This window comes from Pseudomonas sp. W2I6, assembly GCF_030815935.1.
Lineage (GTDB): Bacteria > Pseudomonadota > Gammaproteobacteria > Pseudomonadales > Pseudomonadaceae > Aquipseudomonas.
Map to the genome: position 1 here is coordinate 1,712,165 of NZ_JAUSXJ010000001.1, position 18,805 is coordinate 1,730,969.

An 18,805-nucleotide genomic window follows, 5' to 3' on the forward strand; every position below is an offset into this window, starting at 1 on the left:
TGACAATGCAAAGCAAAACCTTGACGGGCGGCCAGGCCCTGGTGCGATTGCTGGCCAACTATGGTGTCGACACGGTGTTCGGGATTCCCGGCGTGCACACGCTGGAGCTGTATCGCGGCTTGCCGGGCAGCGGTATTCGGCATGTGCTGACCCGCCACGAGCAGGGCGCCGGCTTTATGGCCGACGGTTATGCGCGGGTCAGCGGCAAGCCGGGGGTGTGTTTCATCATCACCGGGCCGGGGGTGACCAATGCCGCGACGGCGATCGGCCAGGCGTATGCCGACTCGATTCCGCTGCTGGTGATTTCCAGCGTCAACCACACCGCCAGCCTCGGCAAGGGCTGGGGCTGCCTGCATGAAACCCAGGACCAGCGGGCGATGACCGCGCCCATCACTGCGTTTTCGGCAGTAGCGTTGAGTGCCGAGGATTTGCCGGAGTTGATCGCGCGGGCCTACGCGGTGTTCGACAGTGAGCGACCGCGCCCGGTGCATATTTCGGTGCCGCTGGATGTACTGTCGGCGCCGATCAAACGGGACTGGAGCAATGAGGTGGTGCGCCGTCCCGGGCGTGGCTTGCCATCGGCTGAAAGTCTTGATCAGGCGGTGGCAAAACTGACCGCGGCCAAGCGCCCGATGATCATTGCCGGTGGCGGTGCGCTGTTGGCGGCCGATGCCTTGCAGCGCTTGAGTACGCAGTTGGCGGCGCCGTTTTTCAGCAGTGTCGCCGGCAAGGGGTTGTTGCCGGTGGAGCATCCGTTGAACGCCGGTTCGACCTTGTGCATCGAGCCCGGCTGGCAGCTCATCGCCGAGGCGGACGTAGTGTTGGCCATCGGCACCGAAATGGCCGATACCGACTTCTGGCGTGAACGCCTGCCGATTAATGGCGAGCTGCTGCGGGTGGATATCGACCCGCGCAAGTTCAACGATTTCTATTCCTGCGCCGTCGCGTTGCACGGTGATGCCCAGCAAACGACGCTGGCTTTGCTGGAACGCTTGCCAGCCACGCCGCGCAACGCGGATGCCGCCACCGCTGCGGTCGCGACGTTACGCCAGGCAGTCAGCAGCGGCCATGGTCCGTTGCAACGGATTCACCAGGCGATTCTCGACCGCGTGGTCGCCGAGTTGCCCGCTAATGCCTTCATCAGCAGTGACATGACCCAACTGGCCTACACCGGCAACTACGCCTTTCCCTGCAACGCCACCCGCAGTTGGCTGCATCCCACCGGCTACGGCACCCTGGGCTATGGCCTGCCGGCCGGTATCGGCGCCAAGTTCGGCGCACCGCAACGGCCCGGCCTGGTGCTGGTGGGCGACGGCGGCTTTCTCTACACCGCCCAGGAACTGGCCACGGCCGTGGAAGAACTGGACAGCCCGCTGGTGGTGTTGCTCTGGAACAACGACGCCCTGGGGCAGATTCGCGACGACATGCTGAACCTGGACATCGAACCCATCGGCGTACTGCCGCGCAACCCGGACTTCGCCGCCCTGGCGCGGGCGTTCGGCTGCACGGTCAGCGAGCCACAGAACCTGGATGAGCTGCAGACGGATTTGCGTAACGGTTTCAAGCGCAACGGCGTGACCTTGATCGAGTTGAAGCATGCCTGTGTGAACCTTTAGAGGAGCAACACCATGAGCGAAAACAACAACAAAATGACTCAAGCGATGCACCGGCGGGACTTCCTCAAGCACAGCGCCGTAGCCGGTGCCGTGGCCGCCGCGTTTTCCATGGGCCTGCCGCTGCAGGCCTTTGCCGAGGAGGCCACGCCCAAGCCGGGCGGCGTGCTGCGCATGGGCCTGGCCGGCGGCAGCACCACCGACTCCCGCGACCCGGGATCCTGGGTCGACACCTTCACCTTCGTCGGCTTTTCGGCGGTGTACAACACCCTCACGGAAATCGCGGTGGACGGCAGCGCCATCCCCGAATTGGCCGAAAGCTTCGAGTCGACGCCCGACGCGCGCACCTGGACCTTCAAGCTGCGCCAGGGCGTGACCTTCCATAACGGCAAAAGCCTGACCGCTGACGACGTGGTGGCCTCGATCAACCATCACCTGGCAGCCAACTCCACCTCGGCGGCCAAGACGGTGATCGGCGATGTGGCCAGTGTCAGCGCCAAGGGCAGCGATGCCGTGGTGTTCGAATTGCACTCGGGCAATGCCGATTTCGCTTATGTAGTCGCCGATTACCACCTGGTGATCATGCCCGCCAAGGACGGCGCCGCCGACTGGCAGGCCGGGATCGGCACCAGCGGTTATCGCCTGAAAAGCTTCGAGCCGGGCGTACGCATGGACCTGGAGCGCAACCCTGATTACTGGAAGCCGGGCAGGGCACACTTCGCCAGCGCCGAGCTGTTGGCGATTGCCGACGGCGCAGCGCGGGTCAATGCGCTGGTCACCGGGCAAGTCGACGTGATCAACAAGGTCGACCTGAAAACCGTGGCCTTGCTCAAGCGCAATCCCACGCTGGTCATCGAAGAAACCAAGGGCGCCCAGCACTACACCTTCCCGATGTTGTGCGACAGCAACGAGTTCAAGAACAACGACATCCGCATGGCGATGAAGCATGCGATCAACCGCGAAACCCTGCTGGCCTCGGTGCTGCATGGCTATGGCCTGGTGGGCAACGACCATCCGATCCAGCCCGGCAGCCGTTTCATCAACGCCGACCTGGAGCAGCGCACCTACGACCCGGACAAGTCGCGGTTCTACCTGCGCAAGGCCGGTGTGGAGTCGCTGAAGGTGCGCCTGCAAGCTTCCGATGCCGCCTACACCGGCGCGGTGGATGCTTCGGTGCTGTTCAAGGAGCAGGCGCGCCAGGCCGGGATTGATATCGACGTGGTGCGCGAGCCGGCGGATGGCTATTTCTCCAATATCTGGATGAAGCAGCCGTTCACCACCTCGTTCTGGTACAGCAGCCTGACTGCCGACCGCATGTTCAGCATCGGCTACGCCAAGGGCGCGGCGTGGAACGAAACCCATTGGAATAACGACCGCTTCAACCAGTTGCTCAATGCAGCGCGAGGCGAGATGAACGCGCCGCTGCGCCAGGAGATGTACAACGAAATGCAGAGCCTGTGCCGGGACGACGGTGGTGCGATTGTGCCGTTGTTCGCCAGCTCCGTGGCGGCCCGCTCGAACCGCGTCAGCCATGGACCGCTGACGGCGCCGTATGGGGAACTGGATGGGTTGCGGCTGATCGAGCGGTGGTGGCAGGCGTGAAGATTCCAGATACGCCACAAATCAAATGTGGGAGCGGGCTTGCTCGCGAATGCGGTGGGTCAGTCTCTATCTGTATTGGCTGACACACCGCTTTCGCGAGCAAGCCCGCTCCCACATTGAACATTTGTCGCCTTCGAGAACATGCCCCACTCATGAGAACCGAACATGAATAGCCTATTCAAACTGGTACTCCAACGCCTCGCCCTTGGCCTGCTGTCGTTGTTCGCCGTCTCGGTGATCATCTTCCTGGCGGTCGGCATGCTCCCCGGTGATATCGCCCAGGCCATGCTCGGCCAGTCCGCCACGCCGGAAACCGTCGCCGCCTTTCGCGCCCAACTGGGCCTGGACCTGCCGCCCCTGAGCCGGTTCGTGCAATGGCTGCTGCGCCTCCTGCACGGCGACCTCGGCGCTTCCCTGGCCAACCAGCGGCCCATCGCCGAACTGATCGGCGCACGCCTGGGCAACACCTTGCGCCTGGCGGCACTGGCGGCGTTGGTCTCGGTGCCCCTGGCGCTGGTGCTGGGGATGCTCGCCGCGCTGTACCGCAACAGCTGGTTCGACCGCCTGCTCAACACCTCGGCCCTGAGTGCGGTGTCGTTCCCGGAGTTCTTCGTCGCCTACCTGCTGATCCTGGTGTTTTCGGTCAAGCTGGGCTGGTTTCCCAGCCTGTCCAACCTGGCGCCGGATGCCTCATTCGCCACCATTCTCGAACGTTCGGTGTTGCCGGTGGCCACCCTGAGCCTGGTGGTGATCGCGCAGATGATGCGCATGACCCGCGCCTCGCTGATCAACCTGCTGGCCAGCCCGTATATCGAAATGGCTCGGCTCAAGGGCATCAGCCAGTCGCGGATTATCTGGCGCCACGCACTGCCCAATGCCCTGGCGCCCATCGTCAACGTGATCGCGCTCAACCTCGCGTACCTGGTGGTGGGCGTAGTGGTGGTGGAAGTAGTGTTTGTCTACCCGGGCCTCGGCCAGTTGCTGGTGGACTCGGTGTCCAAGCGCGATATCCCGGTGGTGCAGGCGTGCAGCCTGATCTTTGCCGCCACCTACATCCTGCTCAATACCGGCGCCGATGTGCTGTCCATCGCCACCAACCCACGCCTGATGCATCCCAAGGGGTAGACCATGAGCCTTCTCACACAACTGGCCCGGGCGCCATTGAGCGCGAAGTTCGGCCTGCTGGTCATCGTGCTGTACGTGCTGGTGGCGTTGTTTGCACCGCTGCTCGCGCCCTATGGCGAAACCCAGGTGGTGGGCGACGGGTTTGCGCCCTGGAGCGGCCAGTTCCTGCTGGGCACCGATAACCTCGGGCGGGACATGTTCAGCCGCCTGGTGTATGGCGCGCGCAACACCCTGGGCATCGCTTTTTTGACGACGGTGCTGGCGTTTTTGCTGGGCGGTTTGAGCGGCTTGATAGCCGCGATCAAGGGCGGGTGGGTCGACCAGGGATTGTCGCGGGTGGTGGATATCCTGATGGCGATCCCGCAACTGATCTTCGCCTTGCTGATCCTCAGCGTGGTGGGCACCAATGCCACCTCGCTGGTGCTGGTGATTGCACTGCTGGATTCGACCCGGGTGTTTCGCCTGTCCCGGGCCGTGGCGATGACCGTGGTGGTGCAGGATTTTGTCGAAGCCGCGCGCTTGCGTGGGGAAGGGCTGTGGTGGCTGGTCACCCGGGAAGTGCTGCCCAACGCCGCCGCGCCGCTGATTGCCGAGTTCGGCCTGCGCTTTTGCTTCGTGTTTTTGTTTATCAGCGCGCTGTCGTTCCTTGGCCTGGGCATTCAACCGCCCACCGCCGATTGGGGCAGCCTGGTCCGCGACAACGCGGTGCTGATCACCTTCGGTGACATCAGCCCGTTGCTGCCGGCGCTGGCAGTGGCGTTGATCACCGTCAGCGTGAATTTTGTCGTCGACTGGATGCTGCATAAATCCAGCGGCCTGAAGGAGTGTTGAGGATGGACAAGCCACTGCTGGAAATCCGCAACCTGCAGATCGAAGGGCATTACGAGGATGCCTGGCATCCGTTGATCAAGGGTATCGACCTGACGTTGCAACGGGGTGAGGTACTGGGGCTGATTGGTGAGTCTGGCGCGGGTAAATCAACGTTGGGCCTGGCGGCCATGGGTTTTGCCCGCGATGGTTGTCGCATCACCGGTGGCTCGGTGTGCTTTGACGGCATTCAACTGTTGCAGGCCAAACCCGAAGCCTTGCGCAAGCTGCGAGGACTGCGGATTGCCTACGTAGCGCAATCCGCTGCCGCGTCGTTCAACCCGGCCCATCGGCTGATTGACCAGCATGTGGAAACCGCCGTGATCAACGGTGGCATCAGCCGCGCCCAGGCTGAACGCGAGGCGGTGGAGTTGTACCGCGTGCTGCGCCTGCCCAATCCGGAAACCATCGGCCAGCGTTATCCGCACCAGGTCTCCGGCGGGCAACTGCAACGGGTAATGACCGCCATGGCGATGGCCTGTCACCCGGACCTGATCATCTTCGACGAACCCACCACCGCCCTCGACGTCACCACCCAGATCGAAGTGCTGGCGGCGATTCGCGATGCGGTGAAAACCTTCGGCAGTGCCGCGCTGTATATCAGCCATGACCTGGCGGTGGTCGCGCAGATGGCCGACCGCATCATGGTGCTGCGTCACGGCAAGCTGGTGGAGGAGGCCGAGACCCGCACCATGCTCAGCGCCCCGCAGCAGGACTACACCAAGTCCCTGTGGGCGGTGCGCAGCTTTCGCACCGAGCCCAAGGCTTGCCCGCAGCAGCAGGTGCCGTTGCTGGAAGTGCGCCAGGTATGCGCCAGCTACGGGCATCAGCCGGTGCTGCATGACGTGTCGATGAGCCTGTATCGCGGCCAGACGTTGGCGGTGATCGGTGAGTCCGGCAGCGGCAAAAGCTCCACCGCACGCTTGATTACCGGGTTGCTGCCGGCTACGGCGGGGCAGGTGCTGTATGACGGTGAAGCGTTGCCGGCGGACTTTCGTCGGCGCAGCAAGGAGCAGTTGCGACGGATCCAGATGATCTACCAGATCCCCGATACCGCGCTGAACCCGCGCCAGCGCATCGTCGACATCATCGGCCGGCCGCTGACCTTCTACCTCGGCCTCAAGGGCAAGGCCATGCGTGCCCGGGTCGCCGAGTTGCTGGAGATGATCGAGCTGGATCCGGCCACCTTCATGGAGCGTCAGCCTCGTGAGCTGTCCGGCGGCCAGAAGCAACGTATCTGCATCGCTCGCGCCCTGGCGGCCGACCCACAATTGATCATCTGCGACGAAGTGACCTCGGCCCTGGATCAGTTAGTGGCCGAGGGCGTGCTGAAACTGCTCAACCGCATTCAGCAGCAGTTGGGCGTGGCCTACCTGTTTATCACCCATGACGTGGCCACGGTGCGCGCCATCGCCGACGAAGTGGTGGTGATGCAGCGCGGGAGGGTGGTGGACCAGGGCAGCCGCAGCGCGATCTTCACCCCGCCGTATCAGGACTACACCGGCCTGCTGTTTTCATCGGAGCCGGAAATGGACCCCGACTGGCTCGACCATTTGCTGGCCAAACGGGCCGCGCTTACTTCTTGAGGAGTTTTTATGAAGGTGTTGATTGTCCACGCCCATCCCGAGCCGCAGTCGTTTACCGCGGCCTTGCGTGACCAGGCCACGGCTACCCTGCAAGCGCAGGGGCATGAGGTGCAGGTCAGTGATTTGTACGCGATGAACTGGAATCCCGTAGCCAGCGCCTCGGACTTCACCTCGCGGGAGAACCCCGACTACCTGGTGTATGCCCTGGAGCAGCGCCTGGGGGTGAAAAGCCAATCCATCGCGGCGGATATCCAGCAGGAGTTGGATAAGCTGCTGTGGGCCGATCTGCTGATCCTCAATTTCCCGATCTTCTGGTTCTCGGCGCCCGCGATGCTCAAGGGCTGGATTGACCGGGTGCTGGTGTCGGGCGTGTGCTACGGCGGCAAGCGGTTTTATGATCAGGGCGGGCTCGCCGGCAAGAAAGCGCTGGTCACGGTGACCCTCGGCGGGCGCGAGCATATGTTTGGCGAGGGTGCGATTCACGGGCCGTTGGAGGACATGCTGCGGCCGATCCTGCGTGGCACGCTGGCGTATGTCGGGTTTGAGGTGCTGGAGCCGTTTGTGGCGTGGCATGTGCCGTATATCAGCGCCGAGGCCCGGCAGGATTTTCTGCGCAATTACCAGCAGCGATTGGAAGGGCTGGCGGATGACCAGCCGTTGGTGTTTCCGACGTTGGCGCAGTTTGATGAGGCTCTTTATCCACTTTAGTCAAGTGAATGAAGATCCAGTGTGGGAGCGGGCTTGCTCGCGAAAGCGGCGCGCCAGTTGATGCATGTGCTGGCTGGACCACCGCATTCGCGAGCAAGCCCGCTCCCACATTTGATCTTCATTGTCAGGCGCGATTGTGTACCCGCAACCGCTCGGCAGCGCTGCGCAGCAGCTGTTCCGTGCCGTCCCAGCCCAGGCAGCCATCGGTGATCGACACGCCGTATTTCATCGACGGGCTCAATGGCTGGCAGCCTTCGAACAGGTGGCTCTCGATCATCATGCCGATCAGCGACGTGTCGCCCTGCAGGCGCTGCTCCAGCACGTCGTTGAACACCGCCGGTTGGCGCAGCGGGTCTTTGCCGCTGTTGGCGTGGCTGCAGTCGACCATGATCCGCGGCGCGACTTTGCTCTTGGCAAGGTCGGCGTGAACCTGGGCCACGCTCTGGCGATCGTAGTTCGGCCCACGATGGCCGCCGCGCAACACGAGGTGAGTGTCGGGGTTGCCCGGGGTCTGGATGATCGCCGGATGGCCCTGGCTGTCGACACCGAAGTGACGGTGCGGGTGAGCGGCGGAGCGCATGGCGTCACAGGCGATGGCCACGCCGCCGTCGGTGCCGTTCTTGAAGCCCACGGGCATGCCGAGGCCGCTGGCCATTTCGCGATGAATCTGCGATTCGGTGGTGCGCGCGCCAATGGCGACCCAGCTCAGCAGGTCATCGAAGTAGCCGGCAGCCATCGGTTGCAGCAGCTCGGTGGCCACCGGCAGGCCCAGGCGCAGCATTTCCCGCATCAGTTCCCGGGACAGGGTCAGGCCTGCGGCCATGTCGTCGCTGCCATCCAGGCGTGGGTCGTAGGCCAGCCCTTTCCAACCGATGGTGGTGCGGGGTTTTTCGACGTAGGCGCGGATCACCAGGAGCATCTGGTCACTGACTTCATGGGCCAGTTTTTTCAGGTTGCGCGCGTATTCCATGGCCGATTCCGGGTCGTGGATCGAGCACGGGCCGACGATCACCAGCAGGCGTGAGTCTTCACCCTTGAGGATGGCGCGCACGGCTTGGCGATGGGCGTGGATCTGTTCATTGAGGAATGGGCTCAGGGGCAGTTGGTGCTTGAGCTCAAGGGCACTGGGCAAACGCTGGGTCAGCGCTTCATTGGCGCAGGACAGGGTGGAAACAGGCAGAGCGGCGATCGAGGCGTTCATATTCGGGCTTCCTGGGCAAGCGGCGGGCTGTTCCCGCACGCTCTGCCCTACTGGGGTGTTCGACAATTGGCCGTATTGGCTACGTGTGTTGGCTTGCCACCAATAGGTGACCGATCGGAGGCGGCAGGCTGTCCCGAACGGAGCTTGCTAAATCGCCAGGCGGTGGAGGTGTCGTAGCGGTAATAGGTGGCGTAGTTCATGGCGTGAGTCCTTTAAGTGTTCGGTGTGTGGCAACAATAATAAGGGCTGAAAAAACAAAACCCCCGGTCGGGGAGCCGACCGGGGGTTAGATTTCTCTGGTAGGCGACCCCTTGAGTAGTGGGCGCCGATTTCAGGTATCAGGCGCGCCAGTGGCTAAACCAATACCCAAAATAAAAGCTGACCAGTGCGCTCAAACCGCTCACGCGGGCAGCCACGACCGAGCGCTGGGCGCTGGCAGCAGGGCAAACCTGAGTGTGGGTGAGTTGCAACATGGTGTGTCTCCAAATGATGGGGGGAGCTTAACTGAGGCGAGCGGGTGGATTCAATCAGTAATTTCTATTGAGGTTGGGTACTTACGGCTATGACCCCAGTGTCGATATGCTGCACCCACCTCACGATGATTGCCTGGATGCGACCATGACTGCCTTGACGATTGCTGCTGCCCAATCCATTTCCGTTGCAGGCGATGTGCCCGGCAATATCGCTCGTCACTTGGCTTTCATGCGCGTGGCGGCGGAGCACGGCGTGCAGTTGCTGGTGTTTCCGGAACTGTCCCTGACCGGCTATGAACCTTCACTGGCCGCCGGGCTGGCGATCGCGCCCGGCGATGAAGCGCTGGCGCCGCTGCGGGAGATGGCCCGTGAGTTGCGCATCACCGCGGTGGTGGGCATGCCGATTCGCCTGGGGGGCGCCAGTGAGGTGTTGATCGGTGCGCTGGTGCTGGGGCCGGATGGCTCGGTGGCGGTCTATACCAAGCAGCATCTGCATCCCGGTGAAGACGTGGCGTTTGCTGCGGGGCAGGGCGGGGCGGCCCTTGAATGGGGGGACGACCGGATCTCCCTGGCGGTATGCGCGGATTTTTCCCACGCCAGCCACCCTCGACAGGCTGCCGAGGACGGGGCGAACATCTACGCTGCGGGTGTGCTGATCAGCGAAGGCGGCTACGCGCCGGACACCGCCTTGCTACAGGGCTATGCCGCCGAGCACCGGATGCTGGTGCTGATGGCCAACCACGGCGGTCCATCCGGTGGCTGGGCCTGCGCCGGGCGCAGCGCAATCTGGGGCGCCGACGGTGGTTTGATCGCGGCTAGCCCGGGTGTAGGCGATACGCTGGTGATTGCACGACGCGACACCGGCGGCCAGTGGCAGGGAGAACAGGTGGCAATCTAGGGAGTTCAGGCACATGGCGTTTCAACTGCAGGCCGCGACCAGCCAACACCTGGCCTTCGCCCGGACCCTGACCCACCAGGCCATGGGTAATTATTATCGCCAATACGACTTGTCGTGGTCAGATGCCGGTTTCGATACCGCCTGGGCCGGACGAGAAAACTGGCTGATCTGTCGCGATAACGAGGTGCTGGGTTTCATCAGTATCAGTCGTGACCCCAAGGCACTGTATATCCGCGAGCTGCACATCCTTGAGGCGTTTCGTCATCAAGGGGCTGGCGGTTGGGTTATCGAGCAGATGGTGTACAAGGCGCGCGCGCAAGGGCTGTGCCTTTTACGGTTGACCGTTTTCAAGACCAACCCGGCGCGAAGGCTCTATCAGCGCAAGGGCCTGGAAATCGTTGGAGCGGAGGATTGCTTCTGGCGCATGGAGCGCAATTGCCGGCCGTGATCAGGTGTGAGTACTGCCAATTTTGGGAAAACAGGCACTTGGTTTTAATAAGCGCATACTGACTTCAAGAAATGACTTCCTGATCTTGCCTTACGGTTTCTTCCTCCGTCGGAATGATCCCGTCTTTCATGCCCAACAGGACCGCCACCTTGTGGGCTTCTCCACGTCGTCCCTTTTTGCGCCCAGCGAGCACTTGATAGGTGGTTGCCGGGTCCACGCCATGTTCCCGGGCGAACGCTTGAACAGATTTTCCTTGGTGTTCAAGCCAAGCCTTGGCTTGTGCAGCCGTGCGAATTCCGGGCATAGTTCAAAACCGTTCAAGTTTGTTTAACAAAGAGATGAGAGTGTCACCTCTTGGGGTGTGCCAAATAGGATCATACATCCAAATGAGTGGAATCGGTTCGCGGTTACGGCAAGAAAGAGAGCGACTTGGTCTGTCGCAGAAAACTTTTGGTGAAATAGGAGGCGTGGAAGCCAACGCGCAAGGCAAATATGAAAGTGGTGGTCGGGCGCCCAAGGCGGACTATCTTTCACGCGTAGCGGAAAGAGGTGTCGATATCCTGTATGTGCTGACGGGCACGTCTACTCCTGTTCAATTGGATAACCTTAGCCAGCTGGAGGAAAAAGTCCTGGGAAATTACCGGGCAATGTTAAAGGAAGATCAGGATGCAATCCGGCGGTTGACCACTACGCTGGCCGAGCATTCAGCTTCAATGAATGGAAAAACAAAGCTCCCCCTCCAGGAATCCTGACCTTTTTCTCAGGAAATTCGGTCGCCTACCGCTCGGTAGACGGCCATTGTTCATTGAAACTCTATATATATGACGCTTGCGGCTAGGTCTGCGCCGTGGTTTTTTGCTAAGGTGTTCAGCAACCTATAAGACCATATCGCGAGGTGTCTGCTTGATTAGGGTGCTAGTAGTCGATGACCATGATCTCGTTCGTACAGGCATTACACGAATGCTGGCTGACATCGATGGCCTGCAAGTAGTCGGCCAGGCCGAGTCAGGGGAGGAATCCCTGATCAAGGCCCGGGAGTTGAAGCCCGATGTGGTTTTGATGGACGTCAAGATGCCCGGGATCGGCGGTCTTGGCGCCACTACGAAGTTGTTGCGCAGCCATCCGGATATCAAAGTCGTGGTAGTGACCGTGTGTGAGGAAGATCCTTTTCCTACACGGTTGCTACAAGCGGGCGCTGCCGGCTATCTGACCAAGGGCGCGGGCCTGGCGGAAATGGTCCAGGCCATTCGCCTGGTGTTTGCCGGCCAACGCTACATCAGCCCGCAGATTGCCCAGCAGTTGGCGATCAAGTCGTTCCAGCCCACCAGCGACTCGCCGTTCGATGCGCTGTCGGAGCGGGAAATTCAGATCGCCCTGATGATTGTCGGCTGTCAAAAAGTCCAGTCGATTTCCGACAAGCTGTGCCTGTCGCCGAAAACCGTGAACACCTACCGTTATCGGATTTTCGAAAAGCTTTCCATCAGCAGTGATGTTGAATTGACCCTGCTGGCGGTACGCCACGGCATGGTAGACGCCAGCGCCTGAAATGACAGCCTCTGAAATTAAAGTGCTGTTCGATCCGAGTGCGTTCCTTGCAACCTGCAGTGGCCGTCCTGGCGTGTATCGCATGTTCGACAGCGAAGCGCGCCTGCTCTACGTCGGTAAAGCCAAGAACCTGAAAAGCCGCCTGGCGAGTTACTTCCGCAAGACGGGCCTGGCGCCGAAGACCGCGGCGCTGGTGGCGCGTATCGCCCAGGTGGAAACCACCATCACCGCCAATGAAACCGAGGCGCTGCTGCTTGAGCAGACGCTGATCAAGGAATGGCGGCCGCCCTACAACATCCTGCTGCGTGACGATAAGTCCTACCCGTACGTGTTTCTCTCGGACGGCGACTTTCCGCGCCTGAGCATCCATCGCGGCGCCAAGAAGCAGAAGGGCAAGTACTTCGGGCCTTACCCCAGCGCTGGCGCCATCCGCGAAAGCCTGAGCCTGCTGCAAAAGGCGTTTTTCGTGCGCCAGTGCGAAGACAGTTTCTACAAGAACCGCAACCGCCCGTGCCTGCAGTACCAGATCAAGCGCTGCAAGGCGCCGTGCGTGGGCCTGGTTGAGCCTGCGGAATATGCCGAGGACGTGCGTCACTCGGTGATGTTCCTCGAAGGCCGCAGCAATGCCCTGGCCGATGAACTGTCCGGCGCCATGGAGCAAGCGGCCAGCACCCTGGATTTCGAGCGCGCCGCAGAGCTACGCGACCAGATCTCCCTGCTGCGCCGCGTGCAGGACCAGCAGAGCATGGAGGGCGGCACCGGTGACGTCGACGTCATCGCCGCCTTCGTCAACCCGGGCGGCGCCTGTGTGCACCTGATCAGCGTGCGCGGCGGCCGGGTGCTGGGCAGCAAGAACTTCTTCCCCCAGACCGGTATAGAAGAGGAGGTCGCCGAAGTCATGGCGGCGTTCCTCGGCCAGTACTACGTCAGCAGCCCCGAGCGCGACCTGCCGAGCGAACTGATCGTCAACGTGGTGCACGAGGACTTCCCGGCGCTGATCGAAGCGATTCACGAACTGCGTGGCCGCGAGCTGGACATCAGCCACCGCGTGCGCGGCACCCGTGCGCGCTGGCAGCAGTTGGCCGTGACCAACGCCGAACAGGCGCTGGGCGCACGCCTGGCCAACCGCCAGCACGTCGCCGCGCGGTTTGACGCCCTGGCCGAAGTGCTCAAGCTCGACGAGCCGCCCCAGCGCCTGGAGTGCTACGACATCAGCCACTCCAGCGGCGAGGCCACCGTGGCTTCCTGCGTGGTGTTCGGGCCGGAAGGGCCGATCAAGTCCGATTACCGGCGCTACAACATCGAAGGCGTCACCCCGGGCGATGACTACGCCGCCATGCACCAGGCCCTGACCCGCCGCTTCAGCAAACTGAAGGACGGCGAGGGCAAGCTGCCGGACATCCTGCTGGTGGATGGTGGCAAGGGCCAGCTGTCCATGGCCCGCGACGTACTCAACGAACTGGCGGTACCCGACCTGATCCTGCTCGGCGTGGCCAAGGGTGCCACCCGCAAGGCCGGTTTTGAAACCTTGTACTTGAATGATGCAGCCCATGAGTTCACCTTGAAGGGCGACTCCCCGGCGCTGCACCTTATCCAGCAGATCCGCGACGAAGCCCACCGTTTCGCCATCACCGGCCACCGTGCCCGACGTGGCAAAACCCGGCGTACCTCAACCCTGGAAGGGGTGGCAGGGGTCGGGCCGACACGGCGGCGGGACTTGTTAAAACATTTTGGTGGCTTGCAGGAGCTGTCCCGTGCCAGCATCGAAGAAATAGCCAAAGCTCCCGGTATCAGTAAAAAGCTCGCAGAGTTGATTTATGCAAATCTGCACAGCGAGTAGAATGCCTTCTCACCTCGTAGCCAGTTGTGCCGATGAATATCCCTAATCTGATCACCGTACTACGCGTCCTGCTCATACCGATTTTCATATTGCTGTTTTACCTGCCGTACGAATGGAGCTACATGGCATCCAGTTCGGTGTTTGCCTTCGCAGCCGCCACCGACTGGCTGGACGGTTACCTGGCCCGTCGCCTGGAACAGAGCACGCCGTTTGGCGCGTTCCTGGACCCGGTGGCCGACAAACTGATGGTAGCGGTCGCCCTGGTGCTGCTGGTGCAGGAACACGGCAACCTCTGGCTGACGTTGCCGGCGGCCGTGATCATCGGTCGCGAGATCGTGGTCTCCGCCCTGCGGGAGTGGATGGCCGAAATCGGCGCCCGAGCCCACGTGGCCGTGTCCAACATGGGCAAATGGAAAACCGCGGCGCAGATGCTTGCCCTGGTGATCCTGCTGGCCAACCCGTCGGATTTCTCCTTCTGGGTATTGCTGGGCTACGCCTTGCTGCTGATCGCTGCGGGCCTGACCTTGTGGTCCATGCTGCAATATTTGCGCGCCGCCTGGCCGCATCTGCGCACCGAGGTTGAAAAGAAATAAAACTTTTTTGAATCAAGGGGTTGACGGGTGATGAGGATTCTATAGAATGCGCATCACCAAGACGCGGGAATAGCTCAGTTGGTAGAGCACGACCTTGCCAAGGTCGGGGTCGCGAGTTCGAGTCTCGTTTCCCGCTCCAAACACAAAGAAAAAGCCACTCAATAGAGTGGCTTTTTTTTGCCTGTAATTTAAGGAATAGACGCTTCGGCGTCTTTTTTCGTTTCTACGCAAAACTACTGAAATCCGTCTCCAGCCACTTTTTTAAGTACATTTTTGAGTACATGGAATACGGGCAGTGGGCACAGCGGTTTTTGGGCGGAGCACCCCGGTCCGGCATCGTATACATCTCCTCGACCCGAAGCACATGCCGCATTCCCGCCACCCGAAACAACAACGCCGGCAAGTGCCGGCGCTGTGTGCGGTTCAGGCATTACCCTCAGCGAAATGCCGGCACCACGTGCTTGATAAACAGCTCAAGGGATTTTTTCTTCTCCGCGTGGGGCAAGCTGTTATCACACCAGAAGCTGAACTCGTCCACACCCAGCTCCTGGTAGTACTGGATGCGCGGGATGATTTCTTCAGGCGTGCCAATCATTGCGGTCTTGTGCAGGCTTTCCAGTTCAAACTCCGGACGCCCGGCGAATTTTTCTTCCGGGCTCGGGTCAAGGAAGCCGTTGACCGGCACGGTCTTGTTGCCGAACCAGGCATCAAAGGTGCGATAGAATCGGGCGATTGCCTTGGCCCCGACTTTCCAGCCGTCAGGGTCGTCTACCGCGTGCACGTGGGTGTGACGCAACACCATCAGTTGTGGGCGTGGCACATCCGGGTTGTTGTCCAGGGCAGCCTGGAATTTATTTTTCAGGTCGAGGACTTCTTCGTCGCCCTTCATCAACGGCGTGACCATCACGTTGCAGCCATTAGCTACCGCAAAGTTATGCGAGTCCGGGTCGCGTGCGGCAATCCACATCGGCGGGTTGGGCTGCTGGATCGGCTTGGGCACGCTGGTGGAGGTGGGGAACTTCCAGATGTCGCCGTCATGGGCATAGTCGCCTTTCCACAACGCACGTACCACCGGCACCATCTCGCGCAGCGCCTGGCCGCCGGATGAGGCGGGCATGCCGCCGGCCATGCGGTCGAACTCCACCTGGTAGGCACCACGGGCCAGGCCGACTTCCATGCGTCCGTTACTGATCACGTCGAGCAGCGCGCATTCGCCTGCCACCCGCAGTGGGTGCCAGAACGGCGCGATGATGGTACCGGCGCCCAGGTGAATGGTGGTGGTTTTGGCCGCGAGGTAAGCCAGCAGCGGCATCGGGCTGGGCGAGATGGTGTATTCCATGGCGTGGTGTTCGCCAATCCAGACGGTGCTGAAACCACCGGCTTCCGCCATCAGGGTCAGTTCGGTCAAGTCTTCGAACAACTGGCGATGGCTGACACTTTCATCCCAGCGTTCCATGTGCACGAACAGGGAAAATTTCATGACGCTTACCTCGGATCTATTGTGATCGGCCTGTCGACTGCGGGCCCTTAGGTGCTCTCGCCAATGTGAAGCTTGCCAGTGATGAAGGCTATTCGGCGGATTGATTGTTGGTATACCATAATACGGAATATCTGCAAAACTTTTCTCTCCAGCGGTCGCACATTCACTTCACAAGGAAGGCGAGCTAGATGAACATAAAACAAAAATTGATCCTGGCCTTTGCGGTGATCGCCAGCCTGCCAGTCATTCTGGTGGCAGTGATGATCATCCTCAACGTGCGCCATGAGGCACGGGACGGCTTTATCGACGGCAGCGAACGCGAGATTCGCCAGGTCGACAATGCCATGCAATTGTTTTTTGAAGGTATCAGTCAGAACGTCGCCTACCTGGCGGCGCATCCGCAGTTGCAAAGTATCAACGGCGATGTGAAACGCTATCTGGCCAGCGACGCCGCCCAAGTCGCACTCGGCGAGCGCGATCAGCAGTTGTTCAAGCTGTTCGAGGGCCTGGCCAAGAGTCATTCGGCCTACACCTACCTGTCACTGGGTACTGAAGATGGCGGCTATGTATTCTGGCCGGGTGACCCGAAGCTGGCGAGCTACGACCCGCGCACCCGGCCCTGGTACAAGACGGCCATGGCGCAACCGGGCAAGACCCTGCGCACCGAGGCGTATTACTGGGCCGCCGATGACGTGGTGCTGGTCAGTACGGTGCGAAGCTTCAATGACCGCCAGGGCAACGCGAGCGGGGTGGTGAACATCGATGTTTCCCTCAAGCAACTGACCGACCTGGTCAAACAGATCAAGCTGGGTGACAGCGGCTACCTGATGTTGATGGAAGCCAATAACACCGTGTTGGTGGACCCGAATGACCCGTCTCACAACTTCAAGAAACTTAGTGAGTTGGGCGAGGGTTACCGGCAGTTGAGCGAGGCTGGGCAGGGCCTGGTGCAGGTCGAGTTGGCAGGCGAGCGCTACATGGCGTTTGTCTGGCCGTCCAGGGCATTGGGCTGGCGGTTTGTCGGGGTGGTGCGGGAAAGTGAAGTGATGGCCGGCGCGGCGCGCCTGACCTGGCTGATCGCGGCGATCGCCCTGGTGTGTGCCGTGTTGTTTGCAGTGGTGGGCGCCTGGTTTGCCGGGCTGATCGTCAAGCCGATTCGTGGTGTGGCCAGCGGCCTGGAAGGCATCGCCCAGGGCGAAGGAGACCTGACGGCGCGCCTGCCGGTAAAAGGGCGAGACGAGACGGCACAACTGGCCGGCTGGTTCAACCAGTTCCTCGAAGCGATCCGCACGCTGATCCAGCGCATCGGCCAGGCGGCCGGGCAGATCCACAGCAGTTCGGGGAGTGCCATGGAGGTCTCGGTGGAAATGGCTGAGGTCGCCTCACGCCAACGGGAGGCCGTGGACATGGTGTCCACCGCGTTTCATGAGATGGTCGCCACCTCCAATGAAGTCGCGCGCTCCTGCAGCCAGGCCGCCGACTCTGCCGACAACGGACAGCGCCAGGCGCACACCGGCCAGCAGCAGATCGACGCAGCAGTGAGCAGCGTAGGGCGCCTGAGTGAGGAAATCGGCCACTCCGCCCAGTCCATGGAGCAACTGGAAAAAGACAGCAACGACATCCAGTCGATACTCGGCACCATCCGCTCCATCGCCGAACAGACCAACCTGCTGGCGCTGAACGCTGCCATCGAAGCCGCCCGAGCCGGTGAACAGGGGCGTGGTTTTGCCGTGGTGGCAGACGAAGTGCGGGCCCTGGCCAAGCGTACTTCGGACTCCACCGGCGAGATCGACGGGCTGCTGGGCAACCTCGCCCGGCGTACCCATCAGATGGGTAAACAAATGCATGCCAGCCTGGAGGTGTCCCAGGAAACGGTGGTGTCGATCAACGACGCACGGGCCAGTTTTGGGTTGATTCGCGAGTCGGTGGACGTGATCCGCGACATGAATACGCAAATCGCAACGGCTGCCGAAGAGCAGCACCAGGTGGCTGAAGACATCAATCGGCACATCAGCCAGATTCACGGGGATGCACAGTTGGTGGCGAGCCTGGCTGATTCCACGCGCCAGGATGCGCAGCAATTGACGACGTTGTCTCAGACGTTGAATCAGTTGGTCAGCCGCTTCCGCACCTGACCGGTGGGCGCCCGGGCTGCCGGGCGCCTGCAACGGTAACGATCAGGCAATGGCGGGCAGGGCGCCCATCTTGCCGTGGCAATAAACCAGTGGCCCGGCGTTCTGCCGGGGCATGATCAGGTTCTTCACCGCACCGACCATGATTGCATGGTCACCGCCTTCATACTCACGCCACAACTCGCACTCGATCACCGCCGTGGCATTGGCCAGGATCGGGTTGCCCAGTTCACTCAACGTCCATTCGATGCCCTGCGCCTTGTCTTTGCCCTTGCGCGCAAAAGCATAGGCTTCGCTTTGCTGCCCACCGGACAGCACATGAATGGCAAAGCGCTGGTTCTTGATCAGCACCGGATAGGAGTCGGAACTGTAGTTGGGGCAGAACAGCACCAGGGCCGGCTCCATGGACAACGAGCTGAACGCACTGGCGGTAAGTCCGACTATCTGCCCGTCATCATCGAGCGTGGTGATCACGGTGACTCCGGACGGAAACGAACCCATCACTTGTTTGTAGATGGCGGCATCGATCATGGGACGGTCCTCGTAGGGTGAAGCGGATTTTATAGATTTGTAGGTCTGATGGTATACCGTAATACAATCTAATCAAGGGCTTTTTCAGGCGGCCGATGAACGTTGACCTTTGGTCTTATAGCCAATGAATACGGGGGTTAGCCCGCTGAATGAAGAGGGGCCG

General features: G+C 61.3%; 18 protein-coding genes, 1 tRNA gene and 1 pseudogene. 15 read left to right on the forward strand and 5 right to left on the reverse strand.

The genetic code is table 11. The annotated features are described in order from the left end of the window. Window positions 1–5: 5 nt before the first annotated feature. From QF039_RS08130 to QF039_RS08155, 6 genes are all read left to right on the forward strand, one after another. Window positions 6–1,616 carry a 5-guanidino-2-oxopentanoate decarboxylase gene (locus QF039_RS08130; protein ID WP_307517326.1) on the forward strand — a complete coding sequence of 537 codons (1,611 nt, stop codon included), beginning with the start codon at window positions 6–8 and terminating at the stop codon, window positions 1,614–1,616. 12 nt (window positions 1,617–1,628) lie between these two features. Further along, complete coding sequence (locus QF039_RS08135) at window positions 1,629–3,215, forward strand: ABC transporter substrate-binding protein (protein ID WP_307517329.1); 1,587 nt, start codon at window positions 1,629–1,631, stop codon at window positions 3,213–3,215. A 165-nt stretch (window positions 3,216–3,380) separates the two neighbouring features. After that, on the forward strand, window positions 3,381–4,340 hold the full coding sequence (locus QF039_RS08140; RefSeq protein ID WP_003208950.1) for an ABC transporter permease: 960 nt from the start codon (window positions 3,381–3,383) through the stop codon (window positions 4,338–4,340). Window positions 4,341–4,343: 3 nt separating this feature from the next. Further along, on the forward strand, window positions 4,344–5,171 hold the full coding sequence (locus tag QF039_RS08145; RefSeq protein ID WP_307517332.1) for an ABC transporter permease: 828 nt from the start codon (window positions 4,344–4,346) through the stop codon (window positions 5,169–5,171). A 2-nt stretch (window positions 5,172–5,173) separates the two neighbouring features. Next, window positions 5,174–6,793 (forward strand): ABC transporter ATP-binding protein, encoded by a 1,620-nt coding sequence (locus QF039_RS08150; RefSeq protein WP_307517334.1) that lies wholly within the window; start codon window positions 5,174–5,176, stop codon window positions 6,791–6,793. Window positions 6,794–6,802: 9 nt separating this feature from the next. Then, on the forward strand, window positions 6,803–7,501 hold the full coding sequence (locus QF039_RS08155) for an NAD(P)H-dependent oxidoreductase (protein ID WP_307517336.1): 699 nt from the start codon (window positions 6,803–6,805) through the stop codon (window positions 7,499–7,501). 124 nt (window positions 7,502–7,625) lie between these two features. On the opposite strand, the gene QF039_RS08160 is transcribed toward QF039_RS08155, so the two are convergent. Continuing rightward, the gene (locus QF039_RS08160) at window positions 7,626–8,702 is read right to left on the reverse strand and encodes a 3-deoxy-7-phosphoheptulonate synthase (RefSeq protein WP_003208943.1); all 1,077 of its coding nucleotides are present in this window, start codon (window positions 8,700–8,702) and stop codon (window positions 7,626–7,628) included. A gap of 338 nt (window positions 8,703–9,040) precedes the next feature. Continuing rightward, entirely contained in the window at window positions 9,041–9,175 is a 135-nt protein-coding gene (locus QF039_RS08165) for a hypothetical protein (protein WP_003208942.1), read from the reverse strand. A 145-nt stretch (window positions 9,176–9,320) separates the two neighbouring features. Between QF039_RS08165 and QF039_RS08170 the strand changes: the two genes are divergently transcribed. Next, a complete protein-coding gene (locus tag QF039_RS08170; protein WP_307517340.1) occupies window positions 9,321–10,073 on the forward strand; it encodes a carbon-nitrogen hydrolase family protein in 753 nt (250 codons plus the stop codon). Between the two features lie 13 nt (window positions 10,074–10,086). Further along, entirely contained in the window at window positions 10,087–10,521 is a 435-nt protein-coding gene (locus QF039_RS08175) for a GNAT family N-acetyltransferase (protein ID WP_307517342.1), read from the forward strand. 64 nt (window positions 10,522–10,585) lie between these two features. Here the strand turns inward: QF039_RS08175 and QF039_RS08180 are convergent, their stop codons facing one another. Continuing rightward, complete coding sequence (locus tag QF039_RS08180; RefSeq protein WP_177040174.1) at window positions 10,586–10,825, reverse strand: DNA-binding protein; 240 nt, start codon at window positions 10,823–10,825, stop codon at window positions 10,586–10,588. A gap of 82 nt (window positions 10,826–10,907) precedes the next feature. Between QF039_RS08180 and QF039_RS08185 the strand changes: the two genes are divergently transcribed. The 5 genes from QF039_RS08185 to QF039_RS08205 all read left to right on the forward strand — a co-directional run bounded on the left by QF039_RS08185 (window position 10,908) and on the right by QF039_RS08205 (window position 14,638). Beyond that, window positions 10,908–11,273, forward strand: a complete 366-nt coding sequence (locus QF039_RS08185) for a helix-turn-helix domain-containing protein (RefSeq protein ID WP_307517346.1) — start codon at window positions 10,908–10,910, stop codon at window positions 11,271–11,273. A gap of 151 nt (window positions 11,274–11,424) precedes the next feature. Next, window positions 11,425–12,066 carry a UvrY/SirA/GacA family response regulator transcription factor gene (gene uvrY, locus QF039_RS08190; RefSeq protein WP_008436066.1) on the forward strand — a complete coding sequence of 214 codons (642 nt, stop codon included), beginning with the start codon at window positions 11,425–11,427 and terminating at the stop codon, window positions 12,064–12,066. 1 nt (window position 12,067) lies between these two features. After that, window positions 12,068–13,906, forward strand: a complete 1,839-nt coding sequence (gene uvrC / locus QF039_RS08195) for an excinuclease ABC subunit UvrC (protein ID WP_023658726.1) — start codon at window positions 12,068–12,070, stop codon at window positions 13,904–13,906. Between the two features lie 32 nt (window positions 13,907–13,938). Next, window positions 13,939–14,499 carry a CDP-diacylglycerol--glycerol-3-phosphate 3-phosphatidyltransferase gene (pgsA, locus tag QF039_RS08200; protein ID WP_003208929.1) on the forward strand — a complete coding sequence of 187 codons (561 nt, stop codon included), beginning with the start codon at window positions 13,939–13,941 and terminating at the stop codon, window positions 14,497–14,499. Between the two features lie 63 nt (window positions 14,500–14,562). Then, window positions 14,563–14,638 (forward strand) — tRNA-Gly (locus tag QF039_RS08205). Between the two features lie 297 nt (window positions 14,639–14,935). On the opposite strand, the gene QF039_RS08210 is transcribed toward QF039_RS08205, so the two are convergent. After that, window positions 14,936–15,979 carry an LLM class flavin-dependent oxidoreductase gene (locus tag QF039_RS08210; protein ID WP_102368697.1) on the reverse strand — a complete coding sequence of 348 codons (1,044 nt, stop codon included), beginning with the start codon at window positions 15,977–15,979 and terminating at the stop codon, window positions 14,936–14,938. Window positions 15,980–16,323: 344 nt separating this feature from the next. Here QF039_RS08210 and QF039_RS33695 point away from each other — a divergent pair. After that, window positions 16,324–17,256: pseudogene (locus QF039_RS33695) on the forward strand (cache domain-containing protein); the annotation flags it as partial. A gap of 129 nt (window positions 17,257–17,385) precedes the next feature. Continuing rightward, window positions 17,386–18,114 carry a methyl-accepting chemotaxis protein gene (locus QF039_RS33700; RefSeq protein ID WP_371132431.1) on the forward strand — a complete coding sequence of 243 codons (729 nt, stop codon included), beginning with the start codon at window positions 17,386–17,388 and terminating at the stop codon, window positions 18,112–18,114. A 42-nt stretch (window positions 18,115–18,156) separates the two neighbouring features. On the opposite strand, the gene QF039_RS08220 is transcribed toward QF039_RS33700, so the two are convergent. Beyond that, on the reverse strand, window positions 18,157–18,642 hold the full coding sequence (locus tag QF039_RS08220; RefSeq protein WP_177080865.1) for a flavin reductase family protein: 486 nt from the start codon (window positions 18,640–18,642) through the stop codon (window positions 18,157–18,159). Window positions 18,643–18,805: the final 163 nt, after the last annotated feature.

Bases quoted from the DNA above. Each gene is read 5' to 3' on its own strand.
- QF039_RS08130 (WP_307517326.1), top strand. From the start codon at position 6: ATGCAAAGCAAAACCTTGACGGGCGGCCAGGCCCTGGTGCGATTGCTG.
- QF039_RS08140 (WP_003208950.1), top strand. From the start codon at position 3,381: ATGAATAGCCTATTCAAACTGGTACTCCAACGCCTCGCCCTTGGCCTG.
- pgsA (WP_003208929.1), top strand. From the start codon at position 13,939: ATGAATATCCCTAATCTGATCACCGTACTACGCGTCCTGCTCATACCG.
- uvrC (WP_023658726.1), top strand. From the start codon at position 12,068: ATGACAGCCTCTGAAATTAAAGTGCTGTTCGATCCGAGTGCGTTCCTT.
- QF039_RS08185 (WP_307517346.1), top strand. From the start codon at position 10,908: ATGAGTGGAATCGGTTCGCGGTTACGGCAAGAAAGAGAGCGACTTGGT.
- QF039_RS08220 (WP_177080865.1), bottom strand. From the start codon at position 18,642: ATGATCGATGCCGCCATCTACAAACAAGTGATGGGTTCGTTTCCGTCC.
- QF039_RS08150 (WP_307517334.1), top strand. From the start codon at position 5,174: ATGGACAAGCCACTGCTGGAAATCCGCAACCTGCAGATCGAAGGGCAT.
- QF039_RS08155 (WP_307517336.1), top strand. From the start codon at position 6,803: ATGAAGGTGTTGATTGTCCACGCCCATCCCGAGCCGCAGTCGTTTACC.
- QF039_RS08175 (WP_307517342.1), top strand. From the start codon at position 10,087: ATGGCGTTTCAACTGCAGGCCGCGACCAGCCAACACCTGGCCTTCGCC.
- QF039_RS08180 (WP_177040174.1), bottom strand. From the start codon at position 10,825: ATGCCCGGAATTCGCACGGCTGCACAAGCCAAGGCTTGGCTTGAACAC.
- QF039_RS08170 (WP_307517340.1), top strand. From the start codon at position 9,321: ATGACTGCCTTGACGATTGCTGCTGCCCAATCCATTTCCGTTGCAGGC.
- QF039_RS08135 (WP_307517329.1), top strand. From the start codon at position 1,629: ATGAGCGAAAACAACAACAAAATGACTCAAGCGATGCACCGGCGGGAC.
- QF039_RS08210 (WP_102368697.1), bottom strand. From the start codon at position 15,979: ATGAAATTTTCCCTGTTCGTGCACATGGAACGCTGGGATGAAAGTGTC.
- QF039_RS08160 (WP_003208943.1), bottom strand. From the start codon at position 8,702: ATGAACGCCTCGATCGCCGCTCTGCCTGTTTCCACCCTGTCCTGCGCC.
- QF039_RS08145 (WP_307517332.1), top strand. From the start codon at position 4,344: ATGAGCCTTCTCACACAACTGGCCCGGGCGCCATTGAGCGCGAAGTTC.
- QF039_RS33700 (WP_371132431.1), top strand. From the start codon at position 17,386: ATGGTGTCCACCGCGTTTCATGAGATGGTCGCCACCTCCAATGAAGTC.
- QF039_RS08165 (WP_003208942.1), bottom strand. From the start codon at position 9,175: ATGTTGCAACTCACCCACACTCAGGTTTGCCCTGCTGCCAGCGCCCAG.